Source organism: Paraburkholderia sp. UCT31 (genome assembly GCF_014397655.1).
Taxonomy (GTDB): Bacteria; Pseudomonadota; Gammaproteobacteria; order Burkholderiales; family Burkholderiaceae; genus Paraburkholderia; species Paraburkholderia tuberum.
Genome location: NZ_VZQP01000035.1, coordinates 45,272 through 70,442, shown reverse-complemented (window position 1 = coordinate 70,442; position 25,171 = coordinate 45,272). Strand labels below are relative to the sequence as shown.

At 64.2% G+C, this 25,171-nt stretch carries 22 protein-coding genes and 1 pseudogene; 8 read left to right on the top strand and 15 right to left on the bottom strand.

Annotated features, from left to right (window positions below):
* Positions 1–130: 130 nt before the first annotated feature.
* Positions 131–1,654, bottom strand: a complete 1,524-nt coding sequence (locus F6X40_RS26550) for a carbohydrate porin (protein ID WP_187629816.1) — start codon at positions 1,652–1,654, stop codon at positions 131–133.
* 328 nt (positions 1,655–1,982) lie between these two features.
* On the opposite strand from F6X40_RS26550, the gene F6X40_RS26545 reads away from it, so the two are divergent.
* From F6X40_RS26545 to hutC (F6X40_RS26530), 4 genes are all read left to right on the top strand, one after another.
* Positions 1,983–2,660 carry a hypothetical protein gene (locus F6X40_RS26545; RefSeq protein ID WP_090806128.1) on the top strand — a complete coding sequence of 226 codons (678 nt, stop codon included), beginning with the start codon at positions 1,983–1,985 and terminating at the stop codon, positions 2,658–2,660.
* Positions 2,661–2,751: 91 nt separating this feature from the next.
* Positions 2,752–3,588, top strand: coding sequence for an arylamine N-acetyltransferase family protein (locus F6X40_RS26540; protein WP_184069145.1), 837 nt, complete (start codon positions 2,752–2,754; stop codon positions 3,586–3,588).
* A 23-nt stretch (positions 3,589–3,611) separates the two neighbouring features.
* A complete protein-coding gene (locus F6X40_RS26535; RefSeq protein WP_187629829.1) occupies positions 3,612–4,292 on the top strand; it encodes a methyltransferase family protein in 681 nt (226 codons plus the stop codon).
* 111 nt (positions 4,293–4,403) lie between these two features.
* Positions 4,404–5,189: a histidine utilization repressor gene (gene hutC, locus F6X40_RS26530; RefSeq protein ID WP_090806124.1), complete on the top strand. Its 786-nt coding sequence runs from the start codon at positions 4,404–4,406 to the stop codon at positions 5,187–5,189.
* 20 nt (positions 5,190–5,209) lie between these two features.
* On the opposite strand, the gene hutC (F6X40_RS26525) is transcribed toward hutC (F6X40_RS26530), so the two are convergent.
* The 5 genes from hutC (F6X40_RS26525) to F6X40_RS26505 all read right to left on the bottom strand — a co-directional run bounded on the left by hutC (F6X40_RS26525) (position 5,210) and on the right by F6X40_RS26505 (position 9,177).
* A complete protein-coding gene (gene hutC / locus F6X40_RS26525; RefSeq protein ID WP_187629815.1) occupies positions 5,210–6,022 on the bottom strand; it encodes a histidine utilization repressor in 813 nt (270 codons plus the stop codon).
* A complete protein-coding gene (locus F6X40_RS26520) occupies positions 6,019–6,906 on the bottom strand; it encodes an amino acid ABC transporter ATP-binding protein (RefSeq protein WP_311540065.1) in 888 nt (295 codons plus the stop codon). The genes hutC (F6X40_RS26525) and F6X40_RS26520 overlap by 4 nt, the downstream gene beginning before the upstream one ends.
* Before the next feature lie 13 nt (positions 6,907–6,919).
* On the bottom strand, positions 6,920–7,582 hold the full coding sequence (locus F6X40_RS26515) for an amino acid ABC transporter permease (protein WP_187629814.1): 663 nt from the start codon (positions 7,580–7,582) through the stop codon (positions 6,920–6,922).
* A 28-nt stretch (positions 7,583–7,610) separates the two neighbouring features.
* Positions 7,611–8,261 carry an amino acid ABC transporter permease gene (locus F6X40_RS26510; RefSeq protein WP_018420800.1) on the bottom strand — a complete coding sequence of 217 codons (651 nt, stop codon included), beginning with the start codon at positions 8,259–8,261 and terminating at the stop codon, positions 7,611–7,613.
* 88 nt (positions 8,262–8,349) lie between these two features.
* Positions 8,350–9,177, bottom strand: a complete 828-nt coding sequence (locus F6X40_RS26505; protein WP_090806118.1) for a transporter substrate-binding domain-containing protein — start codon at positions 9,175–9,177, stop codon at positions 8,350–8,352.
* A 238-nt stretch (positions 9,178–9,415) separates the two neighbouring features.
* On the opposite strand from F6X40_RS26505, the gene F6X40_RS26500 reads away from it, so the two are divergent.
* Both F6X40_RS26500 and F6X40_RS26495 read left to right on the top strand, forming a co-directional pair.
* On the top strand, positions 9,416–10,390 hold the full coding sequence (locus tag F6X40_RS26500; protein ID WP_187629813.1) for an isopenicillin N synthase family dioxygenase: 975 nt from the start codon (positions 9,416–9,418) through the stop codon (positions 10,388–10,390).
* A gap of 11 nt (positions 10,391–10,401) precedes the next feature.
* Positions 10,402–11,868: an FAD-binding oxidoreductase gene (locus tag F6X40_RS26495; protein ID WP_187629812.1), complete on the top strand. Its 1,467-nt coding sequence runs from the start codon at positions 10,402–10,404 to the stop codon at positions 11,866–11,868.
* Between the two features lie 18 nt (positions 11,869–11,886).
* Here the strand turns inward: F6X40_RS26495 and F6X40_RS26490 are convergent, their stop codons facing one another.
* The 5 genes and pseudogenes from F6X40_RS26490 to F6X40_RS26470 all read right to left on the bottom strand — a co-directional run bounded on the left by F6X40_RS26490 (position 11,887) and on the right by F6X40_RS26470 (position 17,483).
* Positions 11,887–12,060 carry a hypothetical protein gene (locus F6X40_RS26490; protein WP_260336497.1) on the bottom strand — a complete coding sequence of 58 codons (174 nt, stop codon included), beginning with the start codon at positions 12,058–12,060 and terminating at the stop codon, positions 11,887–11,889.
* Between the two features lie 73 nt (positions 12,061–12,133).
* Positions 12,134–12,652 (bottom strand): DUF2778 domain-containing protein, encoded by a 519-nt coding sequence (locus F6X40_RS26485; protein WP_187629828.1) that lies wholly within the window; start codon positions 12,650–12,652, stop codon positions 12,134–12,136.
* A 2-nt stretch (positions 12,653–12,654) separates the two neighbouring features.
* A pseudogene (locus tag F6X40_RS26480) lies at positions 12,655–12,849 on the bottom strand (type VI secretion system tube protein Hcp); the annotation flags it as partial.
* A 173-nt stretch (positions 12,850–13,022) separates the two neighbouring features.
* Entirely contained in the window at positions 13,023–16,439 is a 3,417-nt protein-coding gene (locus F6X40_RS26475) for an alpha/beta fold hydrolase (RefSeq protein WP_187629811.1), read from the bottom strand.
* Positions 16,440–16,691: 252 nt separating this feature from the next.
* A complete protein-coding gene (locus tag F6X40_RS26470; protein WP_187629810.1) occupies positions 16,692–17,483 on the bottom strand; it encodes a hypothetical protein in 792 nt (263 codons plus the stop codon).
* 403 nt (positions 17,484–17,886) lie between these two features.
* Here F6X40_RS26470 and F6X40_RS26465 point away from each other — a divergent pair, with 403 nt between their 5' ends.
* The gene (locus F6X40_RS26465) at positions 17,887–19,779 is read left to right on the top strand and encodes a hybrid sensor histidine kinase/response regulator (RefSeq protein ID WP_187629809.1); all 1,893 of its coding nucleotides are present in this window, start codon (positions 17,887–17,889) and stop codon (positions 19,777–19,779) included.
* Positions 19,780–19,825: 46 nt separating this feature from the next.
* Here F6X40_RS26465 and F6X40_RS26460 read toward each other — a convergent pair whose 3' ends face one another.
* The 4 genes from F6X40_RS26460 to F6X40_RS26445 all read right to left on the bottom strand — a co-directional run bounded on the left by F6X40_RS26460 (position 19,826) and on the right by F6X40_RS26445 (position 23,487).
* Entirely contained in the window at positions 19,826–20,605 is a 780-nt protein-coding gene (locus tag F6X40_RS26460) for a response regulator transcription factor (RefSeq protein WP_184069179.1), read from the bottom strand.
* Between the two features lie 256 nt (positions 20,606–20,861).
* Complete coding sequence (locus F6X40_RS26455) at positions 20,862–21,059, bottom strand: hypothetical protein (RefSeq protein ID WP_184067254.1); 198 nt, start codon at positions 21,057–21,059, stop codon at positions 20,862–20,864.
* The gene (cydB, locus tag F6X40_RS26450; RefSeq protein ID WP_187629808.1) at positions 21,034–22,038 is read right to left on the bottom strand and encodes a cytochrome d ubiquinol oxidase subunit II; all 1,005 of its coding nucleotides are present in this window, start codon (positions 22,036–22,038) and stop codon (positions 21,034–21,036) included. The genes F6X40_RS26455 and cydB overlap by 26 nt, the downstream gene beginning before the upstream one ends.
* A gap of 24 nt (positions 22,039–22,062) precedes the next feature.
* Positions 22,063–23,487 carry a cytochrome ubiquinol oxidase subunit I gene (locus tag F6X40_RS26445; RefSeq protein WP_187629807.1) on the bottom strand — a complete coding sequence of 475 codons (1,425 nt, stop codon included), beginning with the start codon at positions 23,485–23,487 and terminating at the stop codon, positions 22,063–22,065.
* A gap of 623 nt (positions 23,488–24,110) precedes the next feature.
* Between F6X40_RS26445 and F6X40_RS26440 the strand changes: the two genes are divergently transcribed.
* The gene (locus F6X40_RS26440; RefSeq protein WP_018420811.1) at positions 24,111–24,932 is read left to right on the top strand and encodes an alpha/beta fold hydrolase; all 822 of its coding nucleotides are present in this window, start codon (positions 24,111–24,113) and stop codon (positions 24,930–24,932) included.
* Positions 24,933–25,171: the final 239 nt, after the last annotated feature.

Genomic DNA, 25,171 nt, shown 5'->3' with positions numbered 1-25,171 from the left:
ATTCACGATTGGGCCTCCGTACGGATGCACAAAGCGGGCGTGGCGGCGACGATAGAAAGCATGGGAAGTGCTGGTTCGGTTGCGTGGGGTGGCATGTGCTTGCGAGGATGAAAGCGCGCGGCGGGCGGCGTCAGAAGTTGATATTGGTCCGCATGCCGACGACGAAGGTGTTGCGCAGCGGCTGCGTCGGGTCGTTCGGGTTCTGGCCCGCACCGGCGTTGAACGTGTATTGCGCGTCGGCCTGCAACTGCCACCACGGATTGACCTGATACTGGTAGGTCGCCTCGAGCGTGGTTTCGCTGGTGCGCACGCCGTAGGGGCTGCCGTTGAATGCCAGGAAGTCCTTGTCGAGTCCGTTCACGTGACTGCCGACCTTGATGTAGGTCAGCGCGAGACCGGCGCTGTCGTTGTCACGGCCCTTGAACGGCGCCTTCAGCACGACGCCGAGGTTGGCCGCGACTTGCACGAGGTTGCGGTCGCCCGGCGCGCCCATCACGCGCGCGAACACGCCGAGACTGCGTGGTTCGTCGGAGTCGGGGCGCCACACCATCTGATCGGCGACCGCATAGAAGCTGTAATTGCCGCTGTGATTCACCGGAATGCCGGTCGACGCCGGATTCGCGAGCGACAGCCCCATGTTGTCGTAGCGCTGATCGGCGAACTTGTTGGTGTTGTACCAGACGCCGAGCTTGTAGGTGCCCGGCAGACCGCCGCCGCCCGTGCCGACCATTTCGCCTTCGGCCGGCTGGTTGATCGAGTACTGCAACTCGCCGATCCACAACGCGCCGTTATGCAGGTTGAAGTTCGTGCCGCTCATGTTGTCCGGGTCGTTGCCGAGCGGGTCGCCCGAATACACGCCGGCAAGCGCGGTCAACGAAGGGGTGATCTGGCCGCGCACGCGCACGCCGAGACCCGCGAGCGGATAGGCGGGACCGCCCGACGGCATGTCGTACGAGGGCAGCGCGGGCCAGCCGAACATCGTGTTGAGGAACAGGGCCGCATACGTGCTCGTGATGAATTCCTGGTCGAGACTCTGCTGACCGATCTTCACGTCCACGCGTTTGTTCAGGAACGACTGCTGATACCAGAGCTCCCACAGACGCGTCGCGTCGTCGGCCTCGATGCCGCTCGCGGTATTCAACGTGCCGAGCTTGTTCGCGCTCAGGTTCGCGCCGTGAATTTGCAGTGCGCTGACGTTGAAGAGGCCGCCCGGCAGGCCGAACGCCTTTTGCGTATCCATCTGCAAGGTAGCGGTGGTCAGGCCGTCGTAGTCGACGCCGCGCGCGAGACCGCCGCGCAGATTGGCCAGCACTTCGCTGGTTTCGGTCAGCGTGAAGGTCATGCCGTACTTGCCGAGCCACGGACGCAGGCCGCCCATGTCGCCGAGCAATTGCTGGCGGTTCCAGAGGCCCGTCCACTGGTCGGTTTGCGTCGCCTGAATGTTCAGGTCGGCCTCGGGCGCTTCCGGGTTCGCATCGGGATTGGCTTCGGCCAGCGCCGCGTGGCCGGTCAACGAGGCACACGCGAAGGCCGTGCACAGTGCGACGCGCCGCATCGAAGGCAAACGCGTACGATGAGTTGCGCCGGGACCTGCGCAAGCGTCGCAAACCGGACGCGCATTGGCACGCGATCCGTTGAGTTGGGCGAACTTCATCGAAATCCTTATGAGTGTTGTTTCGATCGATGTGATCAATCTGCGACTGCCTGGCGCGACATCGCGTGTTGTCCCAGGCTGCCAAAGCGGCTGATGGCGTGATCGTACGCAGGCGTATTGCGGCAGTCAACACAAATGAGAACGATTCGCAACAATATTACTGGCATGTAATTCCCGGATTTACGGACTGCGCCTAAACTTTATGAGGACGTAAACAGATATTCATTGGCGCGTAATGAAAATGTATTGATGTAGTCAGGCCGAACGTGCGAAACGGCGAGGTGTCGAAGCGCACGAGTCACCCGAAAGTCAAAGTAAGGAGGTAGAAATGGGCAAGCGCATTCTTCTGGTTTCGTTGCTGGTGAGTGGTGGTCTGTTGCTGGGCGGCGCAGCGCACGCGCAGTTGAATCTGAAGCAGTTCGGCATCGGCGGGGGCGGCGATAGCGCGGCGGGTGCCGGGGCGTCGTCGGGCGGCGTGTCGCAGTTGCTGCAGAGTTACGTGGGCGCGAACCAGCAGGTGCTGAGCGGACAGTCGAGCCTCGCGTCGGCGATGGGCATGACGAGTGCCGCCGGCCAGGCGCAGCAGGCGGCGGGGCTGCTCAGCGGCGGCACGCCGTCGGTCAGTCAGTTGACGCAGGTCGGCAGCACCCAGCAGTCGCTGTCGCAGAAGCTGACCGATGCGTTCGCGAATCATGCAAGTGGCGGCGCGTCTGCGACGCCGGTCAACAAGGAAGCGTTCACGCAAGGTCTGTCGTCGCTCGGCAAGGGTGTGAGCCAGTATTCGAGCTTGCAGTCGGGGCTCGGCAGCCTCGGTCAGATGAGTCCGTCGTCGCTGCTGCAATCGGGCCTCAATCCGCAGACCGCGCAAAGCGCTTCGTATATCGCGCAATCGGCGCCGGGGCAGTTGCAGTCGCTGATGTCGACGCTGAGCTCGGCCGTGCAGTTCGCATCGAGCCACGGCATTACGGTGCCGTCGATCGCGACGTCGGCGTTGAAGGGCTTGTAGGCGCGTTTTCGCTTCGTCCCGCGCGCGGTCGATTCAGCGCCGAAAGCCGCTATGACCGCGTCGAACCCGCAGTCCAACCGGAATTCCGCCGATGTCCCACACCATCAATCTGGAAAACTACTTCGCCCGGATCGGCTATCAGGGCCCGCGCGCCGCCACGCTCGACGTGCTGCGGGCGATTCACCGGCTCCATCCCGCCGCGATCCCGTTCGAGAACCTGAACCCGTTGACGCGCCGGCCCGTCAGGCTCGAGCTCGAAGCCGTCGAACGCAAGCTCGTGACCGAAAAGCGCGGTGGCTACTGCTTCGAGCAGAACATTCTGTTCGCGAACGTGCTGATGCAACTCGGCTTCAGGGTCACGCCGATGCTTGCGCGCGTCGTGTGGGGCCGCGAGCCCGGCACGATCTCGCCGCGCACGCATATGGTGCTGCGCGTCGATATCGACGGCGACGCATGGATCGCCGACGTCGGCTTCGGCGCCGTGACGCTGACCGCGCCGCTGCGGCTGACCGCCGGCCTCGCGCAGCCGATTCCGCTCGGCACGTTCCGTCTCGCCGACGCGGGGCGCGACACCGTCTATCTCGAGGTGCTGGCGCCGGACGAGAGCTGGACCCGCGTTTATCACGTCGATCTGCGCGCAGTCGAGTGGATCGACTACGAAACCTCGAACTGGTACACCTCGACGTCACCGGATTCGAAGTTCGTTCATAACCTGCTGGCGTGCCGCGTGTTGCCCGAACTGCGCCTGGCGCTATTCAACGATCAGTTCAACGAGCGCGACGCACGAGGGCAGATCGTCAACGAACGGCGCCTCGCGAGCGCCGCCGAACTCGCCGATTGTCTGCGTGAGCGTTTCGGCTTGAATCTGGAGGACATCGATATCGCCGACGTGTTCGAGCGCGTGCGCACGCGCGATGAGGCCGCATGAGCCGACCGCTCGAGGGAGCCGCGATGGTCGCACGTCTGATCCTGCAATCGCTGGCGTGGCTGGTTTTCATGGGCGTGCTGCTGTTCGGCGCGGCCGGCACGCTCGCGTGGCCGGCCGCGTGGTGGTATCTGTTCGAGCTGGCGGTATTGAGCCTGTGGCTCGGCTTGTGGCTCGCGCGTCATGATCCCGCGCTGCTCGCGGAGCGGCTCGCGCCGTTCGTGCAGGCGCAGCAGAGCCGCTGGGATCGTGTGTTCATGGCCGCGATCGGGGCCGCGTGGTGCGGCTGGCTGGTCCTGATGGGTTTCGACGCGATGCGGTTTCGCTGGTCCGCGCCGCTGCCGTCGTGGCTCATGGGCCTCGGCGCGTTGTGCGTGTTCCTGTGCATCTTCATGTGCCGGTTCGTGTTTCGCGCGAACAGCTATGCCGCACCGGTGGTCAAGATTCAGTCGAGCCGCGGGCACAAGGTCGCCGACACCGGGCCCTACGCGTACGTCCGTCATCCGATGTACGCGGCCGCGCTGGTGTTCTTCGTCGGCACGCCGCTGATGCTCGGCTCGTGGTGGGGGCTCGTGGCGCTGCCCGTGATGGCGTACGGGATGGGCTGGCGCGCGGTGCGCGAGGAGCGGCTGCTCGCCGGGCAGCTCGACGGCTACACCCAATACATGGCTCGTGTGCGTTACCGTTTTGTGCCGTTTATCTGGTAGCGCGTTCCAGCCGTCTCCCAGCGTCGAACCGGGTAAGATTGGGCCCGGCCGTCGGAGAACCGGCCACGGTGTACCTCATGTACCACCGGCGAACCACCGATGAGGTTTGGAGTGAAAACAACGACACAGGCGCGTATAGCGCCCGCCGCACAAGCGGAGCAGAAACAGCATTCCGCCGAACGCGATCGCGATCGCGACACGCCGGTCAAGGCGATGCCCGCCTACGAGCAGATCAAACGCTACGTGCTTCAGCGCATCAGCGAAGGCGCATGGAAGCCGGGCGGGCTGATCCCTTCCGAAACGGAACTGGTCAAGGAGTTCGGCGTCGCGCGCATGACGGTGTCGCGCGCGCTGCGCGAGCTGACCGCCGAGCGCGTGCTCACGCGCGTGCAAGGCTCGGGCACCTTCGTCGCGCCGCAGCGGTATGAATCGACGGTGCTGGAGATCCGCAATATCGCCGATGAAATTGCCGCGCGCGGTCATCGTCACTCGGCGCGCGTGCTGACGCTCGAACCGAGCGACGACGCCGACGCGCTCGAAGCGCTCGGTCTCGCGAACGGTCCCGCGTTTCATTCGTGCATCGTGCACAGCGAGGAGGGCGAGCCGATCCAGTACGAGGACCGCTTCGTCAATCCGAAGGTGTTTCCTGAATATCTGCAGCAGGACTTCTCGGTCGAAACGCCGAATCACTACATGGTGCGGCTCGCGCCCGTGCAGCGCGCCGAGTTTCGCATCTACGCGCAAAAGCCCGACGCCCATGTGCGGCGTCATCTGATGATGGATATCGGCGAGCCGTGTCTGCTGCTGTGGCGGCGCACGTGGGTCGGCGAGAACGTCGCGACGTCGGTGCGGCTATGGCATCCGGCGTCGCGTTTTCATCTGGCGGGGACCGTCTAGTACGGTTGCTGAAGCGCGCTTTATCCCTGGCGCTGCGAGGTGTTCGGCGAAAAACGGCAGCCGAGCCGGTAGCGCGAACCCGGATGCACGAAACGCGCGAACGTCACGGCGACGCCGCCCGTCCACGTGCGGCGCGTCAGCGTCAGGCACGGTTCTTCGGCGTGAATTTCGAGCAGCTCTGCTTCGGCAGGCGTCGGCAGCGCCGCGTCGACCACGTGTTCGAGATCGTGCATCGGCACGACCGTCAGCAGATACTCGGACGGCTTCAGCGCCGAGAAATCGTGCTGCAGAAAATCCGGCGCGACGGCCGGATTCACATAGCGATCTTCGAGCTGCACCGGCAGACCGTTCTCGCGATGCACGCAGATCACATGAAACACCGAAGCGCCCGGCGCCAGCCCCAAGGCGTTCGACACCGTGACCGACGCGGTCTCGCGCTGCAACAGCACCATATCGCAGCGATAAGCGTGGCCGCGCGAGCGGATCTCGTCGCCGATATGGGCGATCATCAATAGCGTGGACTGCGGCTTGTTCGGCGCGACGAAAGTACCGACGCCCGATAGGCGCGTGACGAGCCCCGCGTCGGCGAGTTCGCGCAGCGCGCGGTTGACCGTCATGCGCGAGACGCCGAGCGTCGCGACGAGGTCGAGCTCCGAAGGCAGACGGTCGCCCGCCTGGCGTTCGCCCGAGCCGATGATCTGGCGAATGTGCTGTTTGACCTGCTCGTAGCGCGCGGCCGGCGCTTCGTCGCTGCCGCGCGCGATTTTGGCCGCGGCGCTGGCCGCGCTGGCGGACGATTTGCCATGAGGCTTGTTGCGAACGGCGGCGCTCATAGGGGCGGGGTGTCGTCGGGGCCGCGCGTCCAGAACGCATTGCGGTCGAAGTAGTTTTGCAGAAACTGCCGCAGACGCGGCTGCGCGGCATCGTGAAACACGTCGCGCGGTTTGCCCTGCACGGCGATGCGGCCTTGATCGATGAACACGACCTTGTCGGCGACCTGCGCGGCAAAACCCATTTCGTGCGTGACCACGGCCATCGTCATGCCGTCGCGCGCGAGCTGCTTCATCACCTGCAGCACCTCGCCGACCAGCTCCGGATCGAGCGCCGAGGTCGGTTCGTCGAACAGCATGATGTGCGGCTCCATCGCGAGTGCGCGCGCAATCGCGACGCGTTGCTGTTGACCGCCCGACAGTTTCGCCGGATACGCATCGCCCTTGTGCGAGAGGCCGACCGTCTCCAGCATCGCGCTCGCGCGGCGGCGCGCTTCGTCGTGCGAAAGGCGCCGCACGCGCAGCAGCGCCTCCATCACGTTGCCGAGCGCGGTCATGTGTGGCCACAGGTTGAACTGCTGGAACACCATGCCGACGTTGCGGCGCACGCGGTTGATCTCGCCCTGCGAGGCGCGCACGCGTTTGCCGTTGCGCTCGGCATAGCCGAGCAGCTCGCCTTCGATGCGCACGTCGCCGTGATCGTAGGTTTCGAGCGCGGCGAGGCAGCGCAGCAGCGTGCTCTTGCCCGAGCCCGACGGCCCGATGATGCAGACCACTTCCGAGCGCGCAATCTCGAGATCGACGCCGCGCAGCACCTCGACATCGCCGAAGCGTTTGCGCAGATCGCGCACCTCGATCAGCGGCGCGGCATTCGATGCGTTCGCCGCTGCGCTGGCGGACGGCGCGGAAGATTGCGCGGGGGAGGACATGTCGGCGATGGCGTTCATAAGTGTTCCGGAATCATGCCATGAAGCGTGCGAGGCGGGCTTCGGCCCACATGCCCGCGCGCGAGGTCAGCTCGACTAGAGCGAGATAGCACACGCACAGTACCAGCAGGGTTTCGACGAAAGCGAAGGTGGCCGAGCCGATGCCGGTCAGCACGAACGTCAGTTCGGGCACTGTGACGATCGACAGCACTGCCGTTTCCTTGCTCAACACGATGATCAGATTGGTCAGCGCGGGCACGATCAGCACCAGCATCTGCGGCGCCTGGATGCGCAGGATCGCCTGCCAGCGCGTGAGTCCGAGACACGCCGCCGCTTCGAGATGGCCTTTGGGCACCGACTGGAAGCCGGAGCGGAACGCCTCGGCGAAATACGCGCTGCCATAGAGACCGAGGCCGACGATGCCGGCCGTCATCGGTTCGAGCGTGAGGCCGATGGACGGGCCAGCGTAGTACAGCAGAAACAGCTGCACGAGAAACGGTGTGCCGCGCAGCAACTCGATGTAGACACGCAACACGGCGCGCAGCCAGCGTCCGCAGAACAGTTGCAGCACCGCGATCAGAAAGCCGATCGCGAGACCGATTGCGACGCCCGCGGCCCAGCTGGCGAGCGTCGTCGCGAGGCCGGCGGCGATCGGCTGCAGGTTGTGCGTGATGACGGTCGGGTCGAACGTTTGCATGGCGAGGTTCGCTTAAACGTGAGTCGATTCAGGCGTGCTGCAAACGGTGTTCGGCCGCATGCGCGACCAGCGCGAGCGAACCGCAGATCACGAAGTAGATGAGCCCGGCCGCGACATACGCTTCGAGCGGCCGGTAAGTGCTCGCGGCGATGTTCTGCGCGGTGCGCGTCAACTCGGCGACGCCGACCACCGAGATCAGCGAAGAAGCCTTGATCAGCAGCACCATTTCGTTGACGAGCGACGGCAGCGTCAAACGGAATGCTTGCGGCACCAGAATGCGCCGCAGCGTATCGAGCGGGGAAAGCCCAAGCATGCGCGCGGCTTCGAGATGTCCGGGCGGAATGCTCAGAAAACCGCCGCGCAGAATCTCCGCGATGTACGAGGCCGAGCACAACGACACCGTGCTGATCGCGGCGACGATCGGCGACACGTTGATGCCGGCGAACGGCAGCAGGTAGTACACGAGCAGCAGCTGCACGAGCATCGGCACGCCGCGAAAGAAGAACACGTAGGCGCCGCCCGCAAGGCGCGCGGCGCGATGCTGCGACAGCCGCGCGGTGCACACGCCGATGCCGACGAAGAATCCGATCACGAGCCCCGTCAGCGAAATGCCGACGGTGGCGAGCGCCGCATGCAGCAGCAGCGGCAGGCCCTGAACGAAGACGGTCGTGTTGAACATGGGTCGCGGCCGATGGAAGGGGAAGGGCGACGCGCGCCGCGCGACGGCGAAACTATTGCACGATGCGGGACGCCCACGTTGAAGACGCTCAGTAGTTCGGCGTGGGCATCGTGGACGGCATCTCCATCGCGACACCGAACCACTTTTTCTGCAACGCGGCGAGGCGGCCATCCTTCTGCATCTTCACGAGCGCTGCGTTGAACGCGTCGGCGAGCGGTTTGCTGTCGGCGTCCTTACGCAATGCATACGCGAAGTACACCTTCGCGCCGAACGGCGGCTGCACGACCGCGAACATCTCGGGGCGCTGCTTCGCGACATACGCGATGTTGGTCATCGAGTTCGCTGCCGCGGCGATGCGGCCCGCCGCGAGGTCCGCGTAAGCCTGATTGTTGTCGACGTACTCGCGGATTTCAGGCTGCTTCGGCAGCGTGGCCGCGTAGCTCTTCAGCTGGTCCAGCTGCGCGGTGCCTTTGCCCGCGCCGACCGTCTTGCCCGCGATATCCGACGATTGCTTGATCGACGCATCGTTCGCGCGCTTGAGCAGCGCGTCGGTCGCATCGGCGACGGGCAGCGTGTACGTGTAGCGTTCCATGCGCGCCTTCGTGACCGTCAGCGGGCCACCGACCATATCGAACTTGCCCGCTTCGAGACCGGGCAGCACGCTCGGCCACGGCAGATCGATGAAGCGCACCTTGACGCCGATTTCCTTGCCGATCTGCGCGAACAGCTCCTTGTTGAAGCCGGCTTGCTGACCGTTCTCGAGAAAGTCGAATGGCGCGAACTGCATTTCGGTGCCGACCACCAGTTCGCCGGCTTTCTTCACTTTGGCGAGTTGGTCTTCGGCGTGCGCGGCGACGCTTGCCGCGCACAGCGCCAGCATGACCAGACGACATTTCCAGCCTGCAAGGATACGCATGGGGTTCTCCGGGGGCGAATTGGTGTTGGGTCGCCGGCGTGTCGAAGTCTTCGTTAGGACCCGCCGCGCCGGCGGCGCGATGCGGGCCTCGCTGGGCAGTATATACCGCGTTTCCGGCGAAAAATAAATGCTCGCTTGAGTAGAGAAAAGCCCTGATCTCGAGGCGTGCGAAGCAACTTGCGGCGCTGCTTTTGGCGGTATATACCACTGCAATACCGATCCTCGAAGGAGCCGCGCGATGGTTGTGACCCGCATTCCGATCATCGATATCGCCGGCGTGCGCGCGGGCGATCAGCAGGCGCTCCGACGCGTCGCGAAGGAAATTCATGAAGCCTGTACGACGATCGGTTTTTTCTACATCGTCAATCACGGCGTGCCGCAAGCGAAGATCGATGCCGCCGCGCAGGCCGCGCGCACTTTCTTCACGTTTCCGGTCGACACGAAACGACGCGCGGCGGTCAATCATCGGCATCGCGGCTTCAATGCGCTTGGCGACGCGACGATGTATCAGGCGAAGCGGCCCGATCACAAGGAGTTCTTCAGCATCGGCCTCGAACTGCCGGAAGACGATCCCGACGTGCTGGCGGGCCAGGCACTACGCGGGCCGAACAATTGGCCGGACTTCATGCCCGGGTTGCGGCCGGTGCTGTATGACTATTACGAGGCGGTCGGCGCGTGCGGGTCCGATCTGCTGCGCGCGGTCGCGGTGAGTCTCGGCATTGAAGAAAATTTCTTCGCGCCGCGCTACACGAAGCGCATGCAGCGCACGCAAATGGTCTACTACCCGCCGCAGCCGCAGCAGTCGGACGAAGATCAGTTCGGCGTCGCGCCGCACACCGACTACGGCTGCATCACATTGCTGTGGCAGGATCAGGTCGGCGGGCTGCAGGTGCGCGAAATCGCCAACGATACGTGGGTCGAGGCGCCGCCCGTCGAAGGCAGCTTCGTCGTGAACGTCGGCGATCTGCTCGCGCGCTGGACCAACGACCGCTTCCGCTCGACGCTGCATCGCGTGATCAATGCATCGGGGCGCGAGCGCTATTCGATCGCGACGTTCTACGATCCGACCTACGGCGCGCTCGTCGATCCGCGTGAGCTCGGCGCGAGCGACGCGCAAAGCAAATATCAGCCGGTCGCCGCGGGCGACTATATCCTCGGCCGCATCAACGATTCGATGGGCTACCGCAAGAAACTCGCCGCTACCGCACAGTAAGGACCACCTGCATGACAGAACCGAGCATCACCGACGACAAGACGACCCAGACCGCAACCCAGACCGCAACCGCAACCGCAACCGCAACCGCAACCGCACCGCTCGCGACGACACTCGAGGCCTTGCGCGCCGCGCTCGGCGTCGACGCGGTGCGCGTCGGCGAGCAGATCGGCGAACGCGCGCTCACGGACTGGACGCGCCACGAGCCGACGCGTCCGGCGGCGCTGCTGATGCCGCGCACGACCGACGAAGTATCGCGTGCGCTCGCGATCTGCCACGCCGCGCATCAGCCGGTGGTACCGCAAGGCGGTATGACCGGACTCGCGGGCGGCGCGATCGCGCGCGCCGACGATATCGCGTTGTCGCTCGAACGTCTGGCCGGCGTCGAAGAACTCGACACCGCGTCGGCCACACTGACCGTACGTGCCGGCACCACGTTACAGGCCGCGCAGGAAGCCGCCGAAGCCGCGGGCTTCGAACTCGCGCTCGATCTCGGCGCGCGCGGCTCATGCCAGATAGGCGGCAATCTCGCGACCAACGCGGGCGGCAATCGCGTGATCCAGTCCGGCACCGCGCGCGACCAGGTGCTCGGGCTCGAAGTGGTACTCGCCAATGGCGACGTGCTCAGTTCGCTCGGCAAGATGGTCAAGAACAACACCGGCTATGACCTGAAGCACTGGTTCATCGGTTCGGAGGGCACGCTCGGCGTGATCACGCGCGCGGTGCTGCGGCTGCATCCGCGACGTGCGGCGCGCCATACGGCGCTCGTCGCGCTCGACGATTACGATGCCGCGGTGAGCCTGTTGCGCCGTCTCGCGACTCGCTTCGGCAACGACATCGGCGCGTTCGAGATTATGTGGCCGGACTTCTACGATTTCGGCGTGAAGCTGACCGGCGCGCGCTCGCCGTTCGACGCCGCGCATCCGCTCTATGCGCTGATCGAACACGCGGGCTTCGATGCCGACGACGCAGGCGAACGTTTCGCCCAGGCGCTGACCGATGCGCTGCAAGCGGGCGCGCTGTGCGACGCGGTGATCGCGCAATCGGTCGCCGATGCGCGCGCGCTATGGGCGATTCGCGAATGCACCGCGGAGTTTCCGATCAAGCTCGATCCGATCAACTTCGACGTGAGTCTGCCGATCGGCGAGATCGGCACGTTCGTCGACCGTTGCCGCGCGGCGCTCGATCAGCGCTGGCCCGGCAACCGATCGTATTTTTTCGGGCATATCGGCGATTCGAATCTGCATCTGACCGTGGATGGTCATTCGATTCCGGGCGTCGAACATCACGCGGTCTATGCGTTCGTCTACGAGATGCTGAGGCCGTTGCGCGGGTCGGTGTCGGCGGAGCATGGCATCGGTTCGCTGAAGCGCGAGTTCCTGCCGATTTCGCGCTCGCCGGCCGAGCTTGCCGCGATGGTCGCGATCAAGCGTGCGCTCGATCCGCACGGCATTTTGAATCCGGGCAAGCTGTTCTGAGTTTCGATGAGAAGCAAATCAACGACTTCTCCCTCGCGTGCAAGTCCGCCATATTTTCACGATCAGCACATAAAGAACGATCGCCACAATCAGATCTATGGCCGTCATTGCGGCGATGTAAAGCAGTTCATAATCGGCCACTCCGAGCTTATCGGAGATTTCGATCAATATTTGCTGCTGCTCCAGCGTCATGGGTGATGGGTACGTGTGGACATATCGCACCGATAACAAAAACAAAGCCAAAAAAAGAAACAGCTGGCAAAGTCTACGGGCAAGTGTCGCCAATTGTCGTTACCTCGATCCATCCGTAAGCGTGTAGCCCTGAACTACCGGCCAGAACAGTCGGCGTATGCAGGAGCGCATGTCGAAGCCTGCTAAAGTCCGCGACGCTTTTCAGCGTGATACATCCGAATGAAACACCGTCGCCGCCAACCGGATGCAATCGGAAGTTACCGCGCTTGACGCCGTTCACCCAGGTCCAGTCATCGATTGTTCCGTCGTTCCGATAGAGGGCGAACCATTCGTCATGATGAGACGGATTTCCACGGGCAGCATTGTATGCATCCTTGATCAACGCCTGTAATCGCGATGCGATTCCGCCGGTCGGCCGCGCCACTATCCAATACTTCCCGGCTGGTAGAGGCCCCTTGCTCACGGCCGCTGTACATCCCCCGCGATTGCGGTAAATGCCGTCACCAGAGAAAGCCGGGAACGCCCCTACACCGGGCACTACTAGCGTCAAGGTCGGCGCGTTATCGACTACAAATTTCCCTTGTAGAGGCATGATCAGGATCGCTCCGTCCAACTGTTCGTGAACTGGATGTTGCCGTCGATATAGTGCCAAGTGATGCGCTCATACGATAACCCGACCGATTCGACATGGTTAAGTTGAGACATTGCAGCGATTTTGGCGTTCGCCATTCCAAGATTGATGCCGACCACCTTCACACCCTCCAGCAACATGACAAAATAGACTCTTTGCGCCTCGCCTTTACGAGAGGGTCGATACTAACGTATTAATCGCGCCTCGTGATTTTGAGATAATGGTCGAACAAATCCACGCAATATTGCGACACGCCGGCTTCTATCAAAATCTCTTGTTTTATGCCTGGCTTTATTGTCCGAATGCGTGGCGCATCGGCAATGCAGCCGTGTCAATGCGCATTCAGATAGCCGACGATCAACGGATAAACATCGACCGCCGCGTTCTTGCCGAAGATGCAGTCGATATGCCCATACCCCGGGATCAGATGCCGCTCGTACGGCTGCTCGGAAAAGCGCTCGCGCAGCAGGTCGTAAGTGCGCGCGGTGCTGACCGGCAGATAGGTTTCGTTCTTCTCGCCGTGAATGAAGCCGATCGGCAAACGCATGCCCTCGAGTCCTTTCATGCCGTCCGCGCCGGTCAGATACACGTCGTCGCCGCGCGCATCGACGACCTGGCCCGCGCGCACCATCGTGGCCAGATGCTGGAACACGGCCATGTCGTGAATGCCGAACAGTTCCTGCAGGTTCGCATGCAGCGCCTCGTTCAGCTTGTCGTGCTCGTAGAGCAGGCCATACAGGAACGTCGCGCGATGACAGATCGGATTGCCGCAGCCCTCGCCGTGATCGAGCGGATAGAGACGCAGCGCTTCGTCGAACAGGTTCGCGGGCCACGAATCTTCCTGCGTATAGGCGGTGAGCTCGCGTATGCGCAGATGCTGCATCAGGTCGGGAATATGCAAGCCGGCCTTGATCCGTTGCAACGTGCCCGGCACCGGATGCGCGGACACCTGCGAAATCACCGCCGAGCGCACGCCGTCGAGTCCATGGAGAAGCGACATGCTGAGCGCGAGGCCGCCCAGGCAGTGGCCGAGTACCTGAATGTTCGGCGCGCCGGTCACTTCGCGAATCTTCGCGACGGCGGCGGGAATGTCCTCGCGCGCGACTTTGTCGACGTTGGTCGGCACGAGCACGCTCGGCAGTTCGATGCTGACGCGCAGATCGACGAGCCACACGTCGTAGCCCGACGCGTACAGATATTCGACGAGGTTGGTCGGTATCAGATCGGTCGAGAAGATGCGGCTCGATACGCCCGAGCCGTGGATCAGCAGGATCGGCTTCGCGGCTTTGCCCGCGGGCGGATCGCAGTAGCGCGTGAGCTTGAGCCGCGTGCGGTCGGGTGTGTCGAAGTACGTGACCTGCGGCGCCGGCGCGCGCAGCGTGCGTTTCGCGCGCGGCGGTATGTATGGATCGTAGAACTGCAGCGGCGCGGCCACGCCGCCGTATTCGGTGAACAGCACGCCCGCGAAGAACTTGCCGAACTTCAGCGTCCATTCGAGGCGCGTCTTCAGGTCGGGCGCGTGTGTGACTTCGAGCGTGCGCTGCTGCTTCAGGAAGTTTTCGGGCGTGATGATCAGCGTCGCGGTGCCGACGACGGGCGCATCGTCCTGCGCCGCGGCGCGAATCTCCGCATACAGCGTGTTGGTCTGCTCCCACAGGTTGATCGGCGACGTGCGCGTGATGATCTTCTTGCCGGTCAGATACCAGGTGTTGCCTTCGACCGCGTCGAGCGTCATCCGGTAGTTCATGTTGCGTTCGTCGACGTCGGATTCGTCGACGACGAACAGGTTGAAGGTGCCGTCGCTGATCGTCAGCGGTTGGGCGGACAGGGCGGGGCAGGTCAGGGTGCCGGCGGTGCGCGCGAGGTGATTCGGGTTGCTCAGCATGTCGGCGAGATCGTCGGACTCGACCGTCAGCGTGAATTCGATCGCGCTCTTCGCGGCTTCGCCCGCCACGCTGGGCGTGTAGGTGCCGACCATCGTCTCGGTGAAGCGCAGGCCGATCTTCTGTGCGGGCGGCGCGGCGGCGGTGCCCTTCGACATGTAGTCGATCGACCAGTCGTGCGCTTTGGCCAGTAGCGCGCAATTGCGCTCGGCGAGCGCGGAGATGGTCAGGAGCGGATTGACGCCGAGCGACATCGGCATCACCGCGCCGTCCATCACGTAGAGGCCGTCGTGCACCGCGACGCCGGCCGTGCTGCTGAACACGCGGCCCAGATGATCGACCACGCCATGCGCGGCGTCCTCGCCCATGCCGCAGCCGCCGAGCGGATGCACGGTGACGGTGTGCCGGCCGGCGATCTTCGTCGAAATCGGGTTGCGCAGATATTTGCCGCCGAGCGGTTTGGTCGCCTCGATCAGCACGTTCTCGATGCTCTGGAAGATCGGCTGGCGTCCCGCGTTTTTCCATTCGATGCGCGCACGGCCTTTGTCGCCGACCGTGATGCGGCCGCTTTCGTCGTCGTGCGCCATCACGAGGTAGCTTTGCGTGTGATTCATCGCACCGTGGTACGGGCCGCGGATCAGGCTTTCGAGCGCACGCGCGTCATAACTCATGCGCTCGAGCAGCGACGGGGCTCCAGCCGCATCCACGCCTTCGAGCGGCGCGACCGCGCCGAGCATGCCGACGAGCGCCTCGCCGACCGCACCGGCCAGCGAGCCTTCCTCGATCACATAGCCATCCCTGACGTTTTTCCCGTCGGCGCGATTGTCGATCAGGCCGGTGATGGTCGGCCCGACCGGCGGAATCTGCCCCGGCCTGTGCTCGCCCCAGCCGACGCCGTTGATCGTGTCCCCGGTGTTGTACGCGAAGGCGAGCACGTCGCCGTTGCCGGTGAAATGCTGGCCGAGCATCTCCGACATGCTCAAGCCCGCGTCGCGCGAGCGCAGCAGCAGCGCGGTCGAGCCGATCGTGCCCGCCGCGACGATGACGACATCGGCCAGTACGAACAGATCGGGGGCGTCGTAGCTTTCGCGGCCGAGCTTCACGAGCTGGAAGTTGACCTTCCATTGCTGCGTGTCGGGATCGCGCAGTACCGAATGCACGGCCGTGCCGGTGAAAATCTGCGCGCCGTGGGCGACCGCGTCGGGCAGATAGTTCATGTGGGTCGAATTCTTCGCGTCGTAGTTGCAACCGGAGTTGCAATCGCCGCAACCGACGCAGCGCTGCTGCTCGACGCCCGCCGCGTTCGGACCGTCCTTGAACGTGACCGTGATCGGCGGACGACTGAAGCGGTCGGCCATGCCGAGCGCCTGCGCCGATTTTTCGAGCGCCTGCAGCTTCGGCAGCGGCGGGAAGTCGTCGGGCACCGGCGACGGTGACAGCATTTTCCAGGCGAGTGCATAGCCGTCGTCGCGTCCGGCCTGGTCGGCGCGCAGCGCGGCCGGCCAGCGCGGGTCGTCCCACAGGCGCGGATCGGCCTTGAGCGCGACGTTCGCATTGATCAGAGACGTCCCGCCGAGCCCACAGCCCACCACCGCGTTGACGTCTTCATTTACGTGCACTTCGAGCAGCGCGAGCGGCGAACCGATCTGCGCCTCGGCCGTGTTGTACTGGATCTGCTCGGCGCCCTGCACGGGCGTACGCGGATACTCGCCGGCCATGAATTCGCGGCCGCGCTCGAGCACGCACACGCGACGGCCCGCGCGCGCCATACGGCTCGCGGCGATCGCGCCGCCGTAGCCCGAGCCGATCACGACCACCTCGTAATGCCGTTGCAGCGCCGTCGGCGCGCTCGATAAGCGGTTCATCAGGACCACCTCGTCTGGAATCGGATGCGGGGAACGGAAGCTCGACTTCGGAACAAAGACGGCGTGCTGCGGGAGCTTTTTTATCGTAGGCGGAATATCGGCGCAAAAAAAGCGCGCCGTGGAGGGCGCGCCGAAGTCGTAGCGTGCGACGTTCAGTGCGGCACGCCCGGCCGGCCGTTGCCGGGTGTACCCGGCCGTACGGGCATGCGCACTTATCGCGCTTCTTATGTGGCCTGTTGGTTATCCGAACTATTACGCGGCCACTTCATTGAATTCGCTATCGCTCGATTCCGCCGCGAGCAGATTCAGCGCAACCAGAATCGCCGCGCGATTGTCGACGTCGATCTCGATGCCGAGCGCGTCGGTGAGCCAGCGGCCGATCTTGGTGTTGGAAAATTCCTCGGCGCCGGCCGTCTTTTTCATGGTGACGCCGAGTTTGACGGCGCGATAGTGATAAGAGGGCACCCGATGCCGAGCCGCGACCGCCGAAAGCCCGCCTTTGCCTTCGGAGCACCAGCCGAGGCTGCCGGCCAGCACGATCCGCTCGGGTTCGTCGAGCCCTTCGATGAACTCGCGCGCCGCGCGCCGCACGCGCTGTTCGTCGAGGCCGTATTGCAGCAGCACGCTTTCCACCGGGTCTTCGAGCGCGTGCGCGTGCAGATCGATTTCCTGCGCGACGCCCTCGGTCTCCATCGACAGATTGCGCTGATGGCACGCGCTGCGCAGGCAGTCGATCAGATAGCGGCGGAAATACGCGCATACCGCGTAGCTGTTGGACGGTGCGCTGTCGGCGCGCGCGTTCGTTTCGGTGTGGCCGGGCGCAAGGCGCAACACCTTCGCGTAGATGAACTGAGCGACCAGTTCTTCCTTGTCCTCGCCGAGCGCCTGCAATTCGAGCGGGTGGTAGGTCCGCAACGCGCGCTTGACCAGTTCGACCATCGACACCATTTCGTCCGCTGAGAGCCGGGTGCGCCTGCGCCACAGATCGGGGAGGATCGCGTCGTCGAGTTGGCGGGCGAACTCGTAGCTCGGGACTGCGCCCATGGAAAACCTCCGTCGGTTGGCAGGGAGCGCGGCGAGCCGCGGCGCGTGGGCCGCGAGTCGAGGGAAGGTGGCTGAAATGCCGCGCTGAAACGTGAATGCAGTATGGTTCGCGGCAAGGCCTTCGCCTATATGGATTAAGTGTTAGCCGATGGGTAAACTGCCGGGTAAACCTTCTGGTGGATTCCTGACGATTCGTCTGAAGAGCGGGCATTCGCCGTAGAATAGACCGCGCGGGCGGCGCGTTCGGTCGCCCGATTCGACCCGCGGTTGCCACGAAGCGCCGGAGCGCCGCCGCTTCGTCAGTATTTCGTCTCAACGAAGTTGCCATGCCCGCGCGATGAAGCTGCGTGGGATCGGCGTAAGCGCTAAAGCGCTCACGCCGATCGACAGAGGAGACCGCCCCATGCGGGCCGACCCGATCCAGCGTGCCATCGACGAAGACCTCGTGCGCGTGCTCTACGCGCAGGATCCGATCGCGTTCTTTTCGCACTGGTTTTCGATCGCGGTGCTGGTGGCGATCTACTGGCCGCATGTGCCGGCCCCGCCGCTGTTTATCGCGTGCTTCGTTTTTTATGCGCTCGCCAATTGCGCGGGCCTGGCGCTGTGGATTTGCAACCGCCGCTATCCGCAGCTCGTCTCGCCGCGCGACTGGATCTATCTGCACGCGCTGCGCGGTGTGCTCCTCTATAGCGGGCCGGGCTTCGCGGTGTGGTTCGCGTTCCAGAGTCCGCAAACCGATCTGCCGTTATTGCATACCGTGATGCTGGTGACGCTCGCGGCCGGCGTGTTCATGTCGAATGGATTCGATCTCCTCAATTTTTCGACCTCGATTCCATTTCTGCTGCTGCCGTCGATCGTGCTGCATTTCGGCTCGCATACGTTCGATCGCACGATTCTCGCGATCGTGCTGGCGTTCTTCTTCTGCGCGATCAACGTCTACGCGATGAGCTATCGCAAGCTGTTTCGCCAGGTCGTGCAGGCGCGTGTCGATCAGCAATACCTCGCGGAATCGCTGGCCGCGCAAAAGCGCGTCGCCGAAGAAGCGAGCCTCGCGAAGACGCGCTTTTTCGCGGCGGCAAGCCACGATCTGCGTCAGCCGCTGCATGCGATCGGCCTGCTTGCGGCATCTCTGAACGATCCGGCGGCGACGTCCGCGCAGCACGCGAAGACGGCCGGGCACATCGTCTATAACGTCGAGGCGCTCAATCAGCTGTTCAACCAGGTGCTCGATCTCGCGCGGCTCGAAAGCGGCGTGACCCAGGTGATCCGGTTGCACTTCCGGCTCTCCGAGCTGTTCGAACGGGTCGGTAGCCAGTATCGTCCGCAGGCCGCGGCGAAGGGGCTCGCGCTGCGCATCGCGCCTACGACGATGGTCGTCTACGACGATCCGGTGCTGCTCGAACGCGTGTTGAGCAATCTGCTGTCGAACGCGGTGCGTTATACGGAGCAAGGCGCGATCTGGCTCGGCTTGCGGCGCGCGGGGCGACAGAAGGGCGGCTATATCGAGGTGCGCGATTCGGGCGTCGGCATGGCGCCGCAAGAGCACGAGCGGATTTTCGAGGAGTTTTACCAGGTCGAGAATCCGCAGCGCGACGCGCGTCAGGGGCATGGGCTCGGGCTGCCGACCGTCAGGCGGCTCGTCGGCCTGCTCGGCGGCGAGTTGCAGCTGCGCTCGGCGCCGGGGCGCGGCTCGGTGTTCCGCTTTGCGGTGCAGGCGGGTGACGCGAGCGGCATCGTCGCGAGTCTGAACGATTCGGTCGCGGGCGGCCCGGCCGCGCAGGGGCGGCGCGTGCTGTGCATCGACGACGAGCCGTCGATACTCGAAGGCCTCGCGAGTCTGCTCGAGCGCTGGGGCTGCGACGTGCGCGGCGCGCGCGACGAAGCCGGCGCGCTCGCCGCGCTCGCGGACGGCTTCGTGCCCGACGCGGTGCTGTGCGACTACCAGCTCGCCAATCACCGCACCGGCGCGCAGGCGCTCAGCGCGATACGGGGCGTGCTTGCGCGGGAGGGGCACGGCAATGTGGTGACGCTGCTGATCACCGGCGATATGGCGTCGGCGGAGCTGACGGCGCTCGCGTTGCAGGGGATTCCGGTGCTGCACAAGCCGGTGACGCCGGCGCGGTTGCGGCGCACGCTGGAAATGCTGTGGCAGCAGGCGGAGCTCGATCAGGGGCGGCCGGCGGGTGCAGTGGTGTTGGGGGGCGGAGCGCCGGACGACCCACCGCCGTCGCCCGCCGCGGCCGGCTCGCCGCAAGCCGAAGCGGGCTCAGGGGCGCAAAGCGAAACGCAGCCTTAGAGGCTGGAAACCAAGACGGGTTGGGCTTGCGGCGCAGCACAAAGCGCTACAACGTCTTCCCGGCCTCCAGCCATCCATTGATTACGGCGATCGCCGTCGACCGGTTATGCACACCAAGCGCCCGAAAGATCACCGACAGATGCACCTTCACCGTGCCTTCGGCGACGCCGAGATCGCGCGCGATCATCTTGTTGGTCCAGCCGCGATGCACGAGCCGCATGATGTCCTGCTGACGTGGTGACAGGTTCTCCAGCAGATGCTGCTGATGCGGCTGCAGCGACGGTACCTGCGTGACCGGTTCGAGCTGCGGGACGGTGCCGGGGCCCGGCCCGCGGACGGCTTGCGCGGCGGCGCCCGGGGCCGGCACACGTGCCGATCCATCCGCATCGGTGCCCGCGCAGCCGGCCGCCCGCGTCTCGCGCGAGCCGAGCAGACTCAGCGCCTCCATCGGCACATAGGCACCGCCGGACAGCACCAGTTCGATCGCCTTCAGCATCACGCTGGCGGGCTGGCGCTTGGGGACGAAGCCGAGCGCGCCGGCCGCGAGCACCGCGCGCATCTCGTCGGGCGATTCCTCGGCGGACAGCACCACCACCGGCAGCGCCGGATTCGCCTTCAGCAGCGTTTCGAGCGACGTCGCGCCGCTCATGCCCGGCATATGCAGATCGACGATCGCCAGATCGTGATTCGCGTCGGGGCGCGCGGCGGTCGCAAGGGTTTCCCAACTGTCGGCTTCGTCGAACTGGGCGTCGGGATCGAAGCCGCGCAGCATGCCTTTGACGCCTTGCCGGATCAGTTCATGGTCGTCGGCTACAAGAAACTTCATAATGTCTCCGCGAGTCGAGCCTGTCCGTTGAGGGCTGCCGCCGTTGCGCATGCCGCAGTTGCAGGCTGCGCAGTTGCGCTGCGACGCGCGTGGCCGGCTGCCGGAATCGTTCGATGCGCTTCGTGATGTTAAGGCAGGTCTCCCGCGCATAGGTTCCGGCTTGCTACGTAGACGAGCCGCGCGCCCCGTTTTTGAAGCGCTGACGCGCACGATCCGGAAGGTTATGCCCGCCGGATCGACACGGGTTCGCGCGCCGCTATCTGACCGCGAACAGCGTCGCATTCATCAGAAGCTTGAAGGCGAAGCCGAGCGACATCGCCGCGGTCACGCCGAAGCACCATAGCGCGATGAACCAGAGCCAGCCCGGCAGTTTGCGGCTGGGCGTTGCGGCAGTGGCGGTGGGAGCCGACGCACTGGCACCCCGCGTTTCAGTGATAGTGATGTTGGTCGCCATGACGCACCTTGCCTCGAAAGACCCAGTAACCCATCGTCGTATAGGCGACGATGATCGGCAGGATCACCGCCGCGCCGGCCAGCGTGAACGTCTGGCTCGAGCGTGGCGCGGCGGCTTCCCATAGCGTGATGCTCGACGGAATCGCATACGGCCACAGACTCACGAGCAGCCCGAGATAGCCGAGCAGCACGAGCGCCAGCGCGAGCGCGAACGGCGTGTTGTGATGGCGCGCGCGCACCGCGCGATGCATGAAAAACGCGCAGATCGCGACGAGGAACGGCACCGGCAGCAGACGGTAGAAGATCCCGTCATGGAACCAGCGTTGCGCGATGCCCGCATCCATCAGCGGTGTCCACAGGCTCACAAGCGCGATGAAGCCGAGCAGCACCAGCGTCAGCGGCCAGACCACGCGATGCAGCCGTCGCTGCAGATCGCCCTCGGTCTTCGCGATGAGCCAGCAGCAGCCGAGCAGCGCGTAGGTCACGACGAGTCCGAGGCCCGTCAGCAGGCTGAACGGCGTGAGCCAGCCGAACGCGTTGCCGGCATAGGCGCCATCGGCGACCGGAATGCCTTGCAGGAACGCGCCGAGCACGATGCCCTGGAAGAACGCTGCGCCCGCCGAGCCGCCGATGAATGCGAGGTCCCACAGATGCTTCGTGCGCCGCGACTTCGCGCGGATCTCGAACGACACGCCGCGAAAGATCAGGCACACGAGCATGAACACGAGCGGCAGATAGAGCGCCGACAGCACGGTCGAGTAGACGACCGGAAACACCGCGAACAGCGCGGCGCCGCCGAGCACGAGCCAGGTTTCGTTGCCGTCCCACACTGGCGCGACCGTGTTCATCATCAGGTCGCGTTCCTTTTCGTCGGGGAAGAACGGAAAGACGATGCCGATGCCGAGGTCGAAGCCGTCCAGCACTACGTACATGAAAAGGCCCAGCGCGATGATCGCGGCCCATACGACGGTTACGTCCATTTTTTCTTTCTCTCGAAGCGTAGGTTAGACGGCGTCGATCATCTGATCGGCGGCGGACAGCGGGCGGCGCGCGGTCTGCGCGGGCGTCGGCTGCGGCGGGCCGTGAGGCACGTCGTGCGACTTGGCGCCAGGCAGCGCAGGACCGGAGCGCATCAGCTTCAGCATGTAGTAGATGCCAGTGCCGAACACGAGGAAGTAGACGGCCACGAACGTCATCAGCGACAAACCAACCTGCTGCGTGGTCAGCGGCGACACCGCCTGCGACGTGCGCATCACGCCGTACACGACCCACGGTTGACGGCCCGCTTCGGTGGTGACCCAGCCGGCCAGCAGCGTGATGAAGCCGCTCGGCCCCATCGCGACGCACAGCCGCTGGAACCACTTCGCTTCGAACAGGCGCCCGCGCCGGCGCAGCACCCAGGCCGCGATCGACATCGCGATCATCAGCACGCCGAGGCCGGCCATGATGCGGAAGCTCCAGAACACGACGGTCGAATCCGGCCGGTCCTGAGGCGGAAATTCCTTCAGACCGCGGATTTCGCCGTCCCAGCTATGCGTGAGGATCAGGCTGCCGAGGTGCGGCACCGATACCGCGTAGCGCGTGGTCTCCGCCTTCATGTCGGGGATGCCGAACAGGTTCAGCGCGGTGCCGCCTTTTTCGGTATCCCACAAGCCTTCGATCGCCGCGATCTTCGCCGGCTGATACTTGCGCGTATTGAGGCCGTGCTGATCGCCGACGAATGCCTGGATAGGCGTAAGGATCAACAGCAGCCACAGCGCCATCGAGAACATCTTCTTGACGGCGGGATCGCGCCGGCCGCGCAGCAGATGCCACGCGCCGACCGCCGCGACCACCAGCCCCGCGACGATGAACGCCGCGAGCGCCATATGCGCGAGCCGGTAGGGGAACGACGGATTGAAGATGATCTTGAACCAGTCGAGCGGCACGACATGGCCGTCGACGACCTCGAAGCCCTGCGGGGTCTGCATCCAGCTATTGGACGCGAGAATCCAGAAGGTCGAGATCAGCGTGCCGATCGCGACCATCAGCGTTGCGCCGAAGTGCGCCCGCGGACTCACGCGCTGCCAGCCGAACAGCATGATGCCGAGGAAGCCCGCTTCGAGAAAGAATGCGGTCATCACCTCGTACATCAGCAGCGGACCGGTGATCGGCCCGGCGAAACTCGAGAAGCCCGACCAGTTGGTGCCGAACTGATAGCTCATCACGACGCCGGAGACGACGCCCATGCCGAAGGCCACCGCGAAGATCTTCGACCAGAACAGACAAAGATCTTTGTAGTAGGCCTTGCCGGTTTTCAGCCAACGCCATTCGAGAACGGCGATGAAACTGGCGAGACCGATGCTGAGCGCGGGGAAAACGATGTGAAAAGAAACGGTGAACGCGAATTGAATGCGCGCGAGATCGAATGCCGATAGTGCGGAGTTCATGATCCTGTTGTGCGTGATGGCCGCGTGAGCGGACTTACGCGCGTCGACCGATGTCGGTGCGCTCTGCGCTGGGCAGATGGCGCAAGAGTAGGGGATCGAAACAAAATGTGCTGCGATGCGATGTGCGTCAAAAAACCGCCTTGTTTTATGCGAAATACGCTTATCGATGAGGCAAGCCGTTGTTGAATATCAAGTTTCTTTTGGCGGCTGATACGTGGCCGTGTGTGCCTCGTCGCGTGAGCTGCGTCAATCGACCGCGCTGCAGCAATGCGTTTCGCGCAGCCTTGCGCGGCAAGGTCGCGGGCGGTGTCTGTCGCCAGCCGACAATCGATCCATCCAAACCGACTTCGTCGGTGGGCGTGCTGGTCAGGCGATTTTTTTACTTCTACGATGCACGCTGCCGCGTGGCCGTTTCAGCGATTTCTCTTCAGTATTCGTTGCGCATTATCCGTTCGCCATTCGTTTGGTGTTGATGTTATTTCGCGGCGGAATTTCTCAATAGGTCATGACTCATTGCCGCATTCGCACGGCGTTCTGTCATGCGTCGCGCGCATACTTCGTGAGCAGCGTCCGCTTCATCCACCTGCCGGCGACGGCAGACTTCATCGACAAGGAGTCAGCAGATGAGCACGATCAGAACGAAAGACGGTACCTCGATTTTCTACAAGGACTGGGGCCATGGCCGCCCGGTCGTGTTTTCGCACGGCTGGCCGCTGACCGCCGATGCGTGGGATGCGCAGATGCTGTTTCTCGGCAGCAAGGGCTTTCGCGTGATCGCGCACGACCGGCGCGGTCACGGCCGCTCGGAGCAGCCGTGGGACGGCAACGAGATGGACACCTACGCCGACGATCTCGCCGCGCTGATCGAACATCTCGATCTGCAGGACGCGACGCTGGTCGGCCATTCGACAGGCGGTGGCGAAGTTGCGCATTACATCGGCCGGCATGGCACGGGACGCGTCGCGAAGGCTGTGCTGATCGGCGCGGTGCCGCCGCTGATGCTGAAGACCGCCGATAATCCGCTCGGCCTGCCGATCGACGTGTTCGACGGCATCCGCAAGGGCGTCGCGGACGATCGCTCGCAGTTCTTCAAGGATCTGGCCGTGCCGTTCTACGGCTACAACCGGGAGGGCGCGAAGGTGTCGCAGGGCGTGATCGATTCATTCTGGCGCCAGGGCATGGCCGGTTCGATCAAGGGGCTCTATGACTGCATCGAGCAGTTCTCCGAAGTCGACTACACCGAAGATCTGAAGAAGATCGACGTGCCGACCCTGGTGCTGCACGGCGACGACGACCAGATCGTGCCGATCGACGCAGCCGGCCGACGCACCGCGGAGATCGTCAAGAACGCAACGCTGAAGGTTTATCCGGGCGGCCAGCACGGCATGTGCACGGTGGAGGCCGACAAGGTCAATGCCGATCTGCTCGAATTCATCGGCGCCTGAGCGAACGTAACGATGTGATCTGTTGAGGGCGCGGGCGGCATACGGACGCCGCTCGCGTCGGACGCCACGCGCCCGCTGGCGTCGGGTAAATCCACTCCTGGACCAAAATCCACTTCAAGTTATACGATGTCGCACGAACGCGACGTTCCTATGCCTTTGTTTTTTAAAGAGGTACGAAACCGCCGCGCAGTATTTTAAGGGTAAATGCGGAGTTGAAATCCGCTTGTCCATCGTCGATA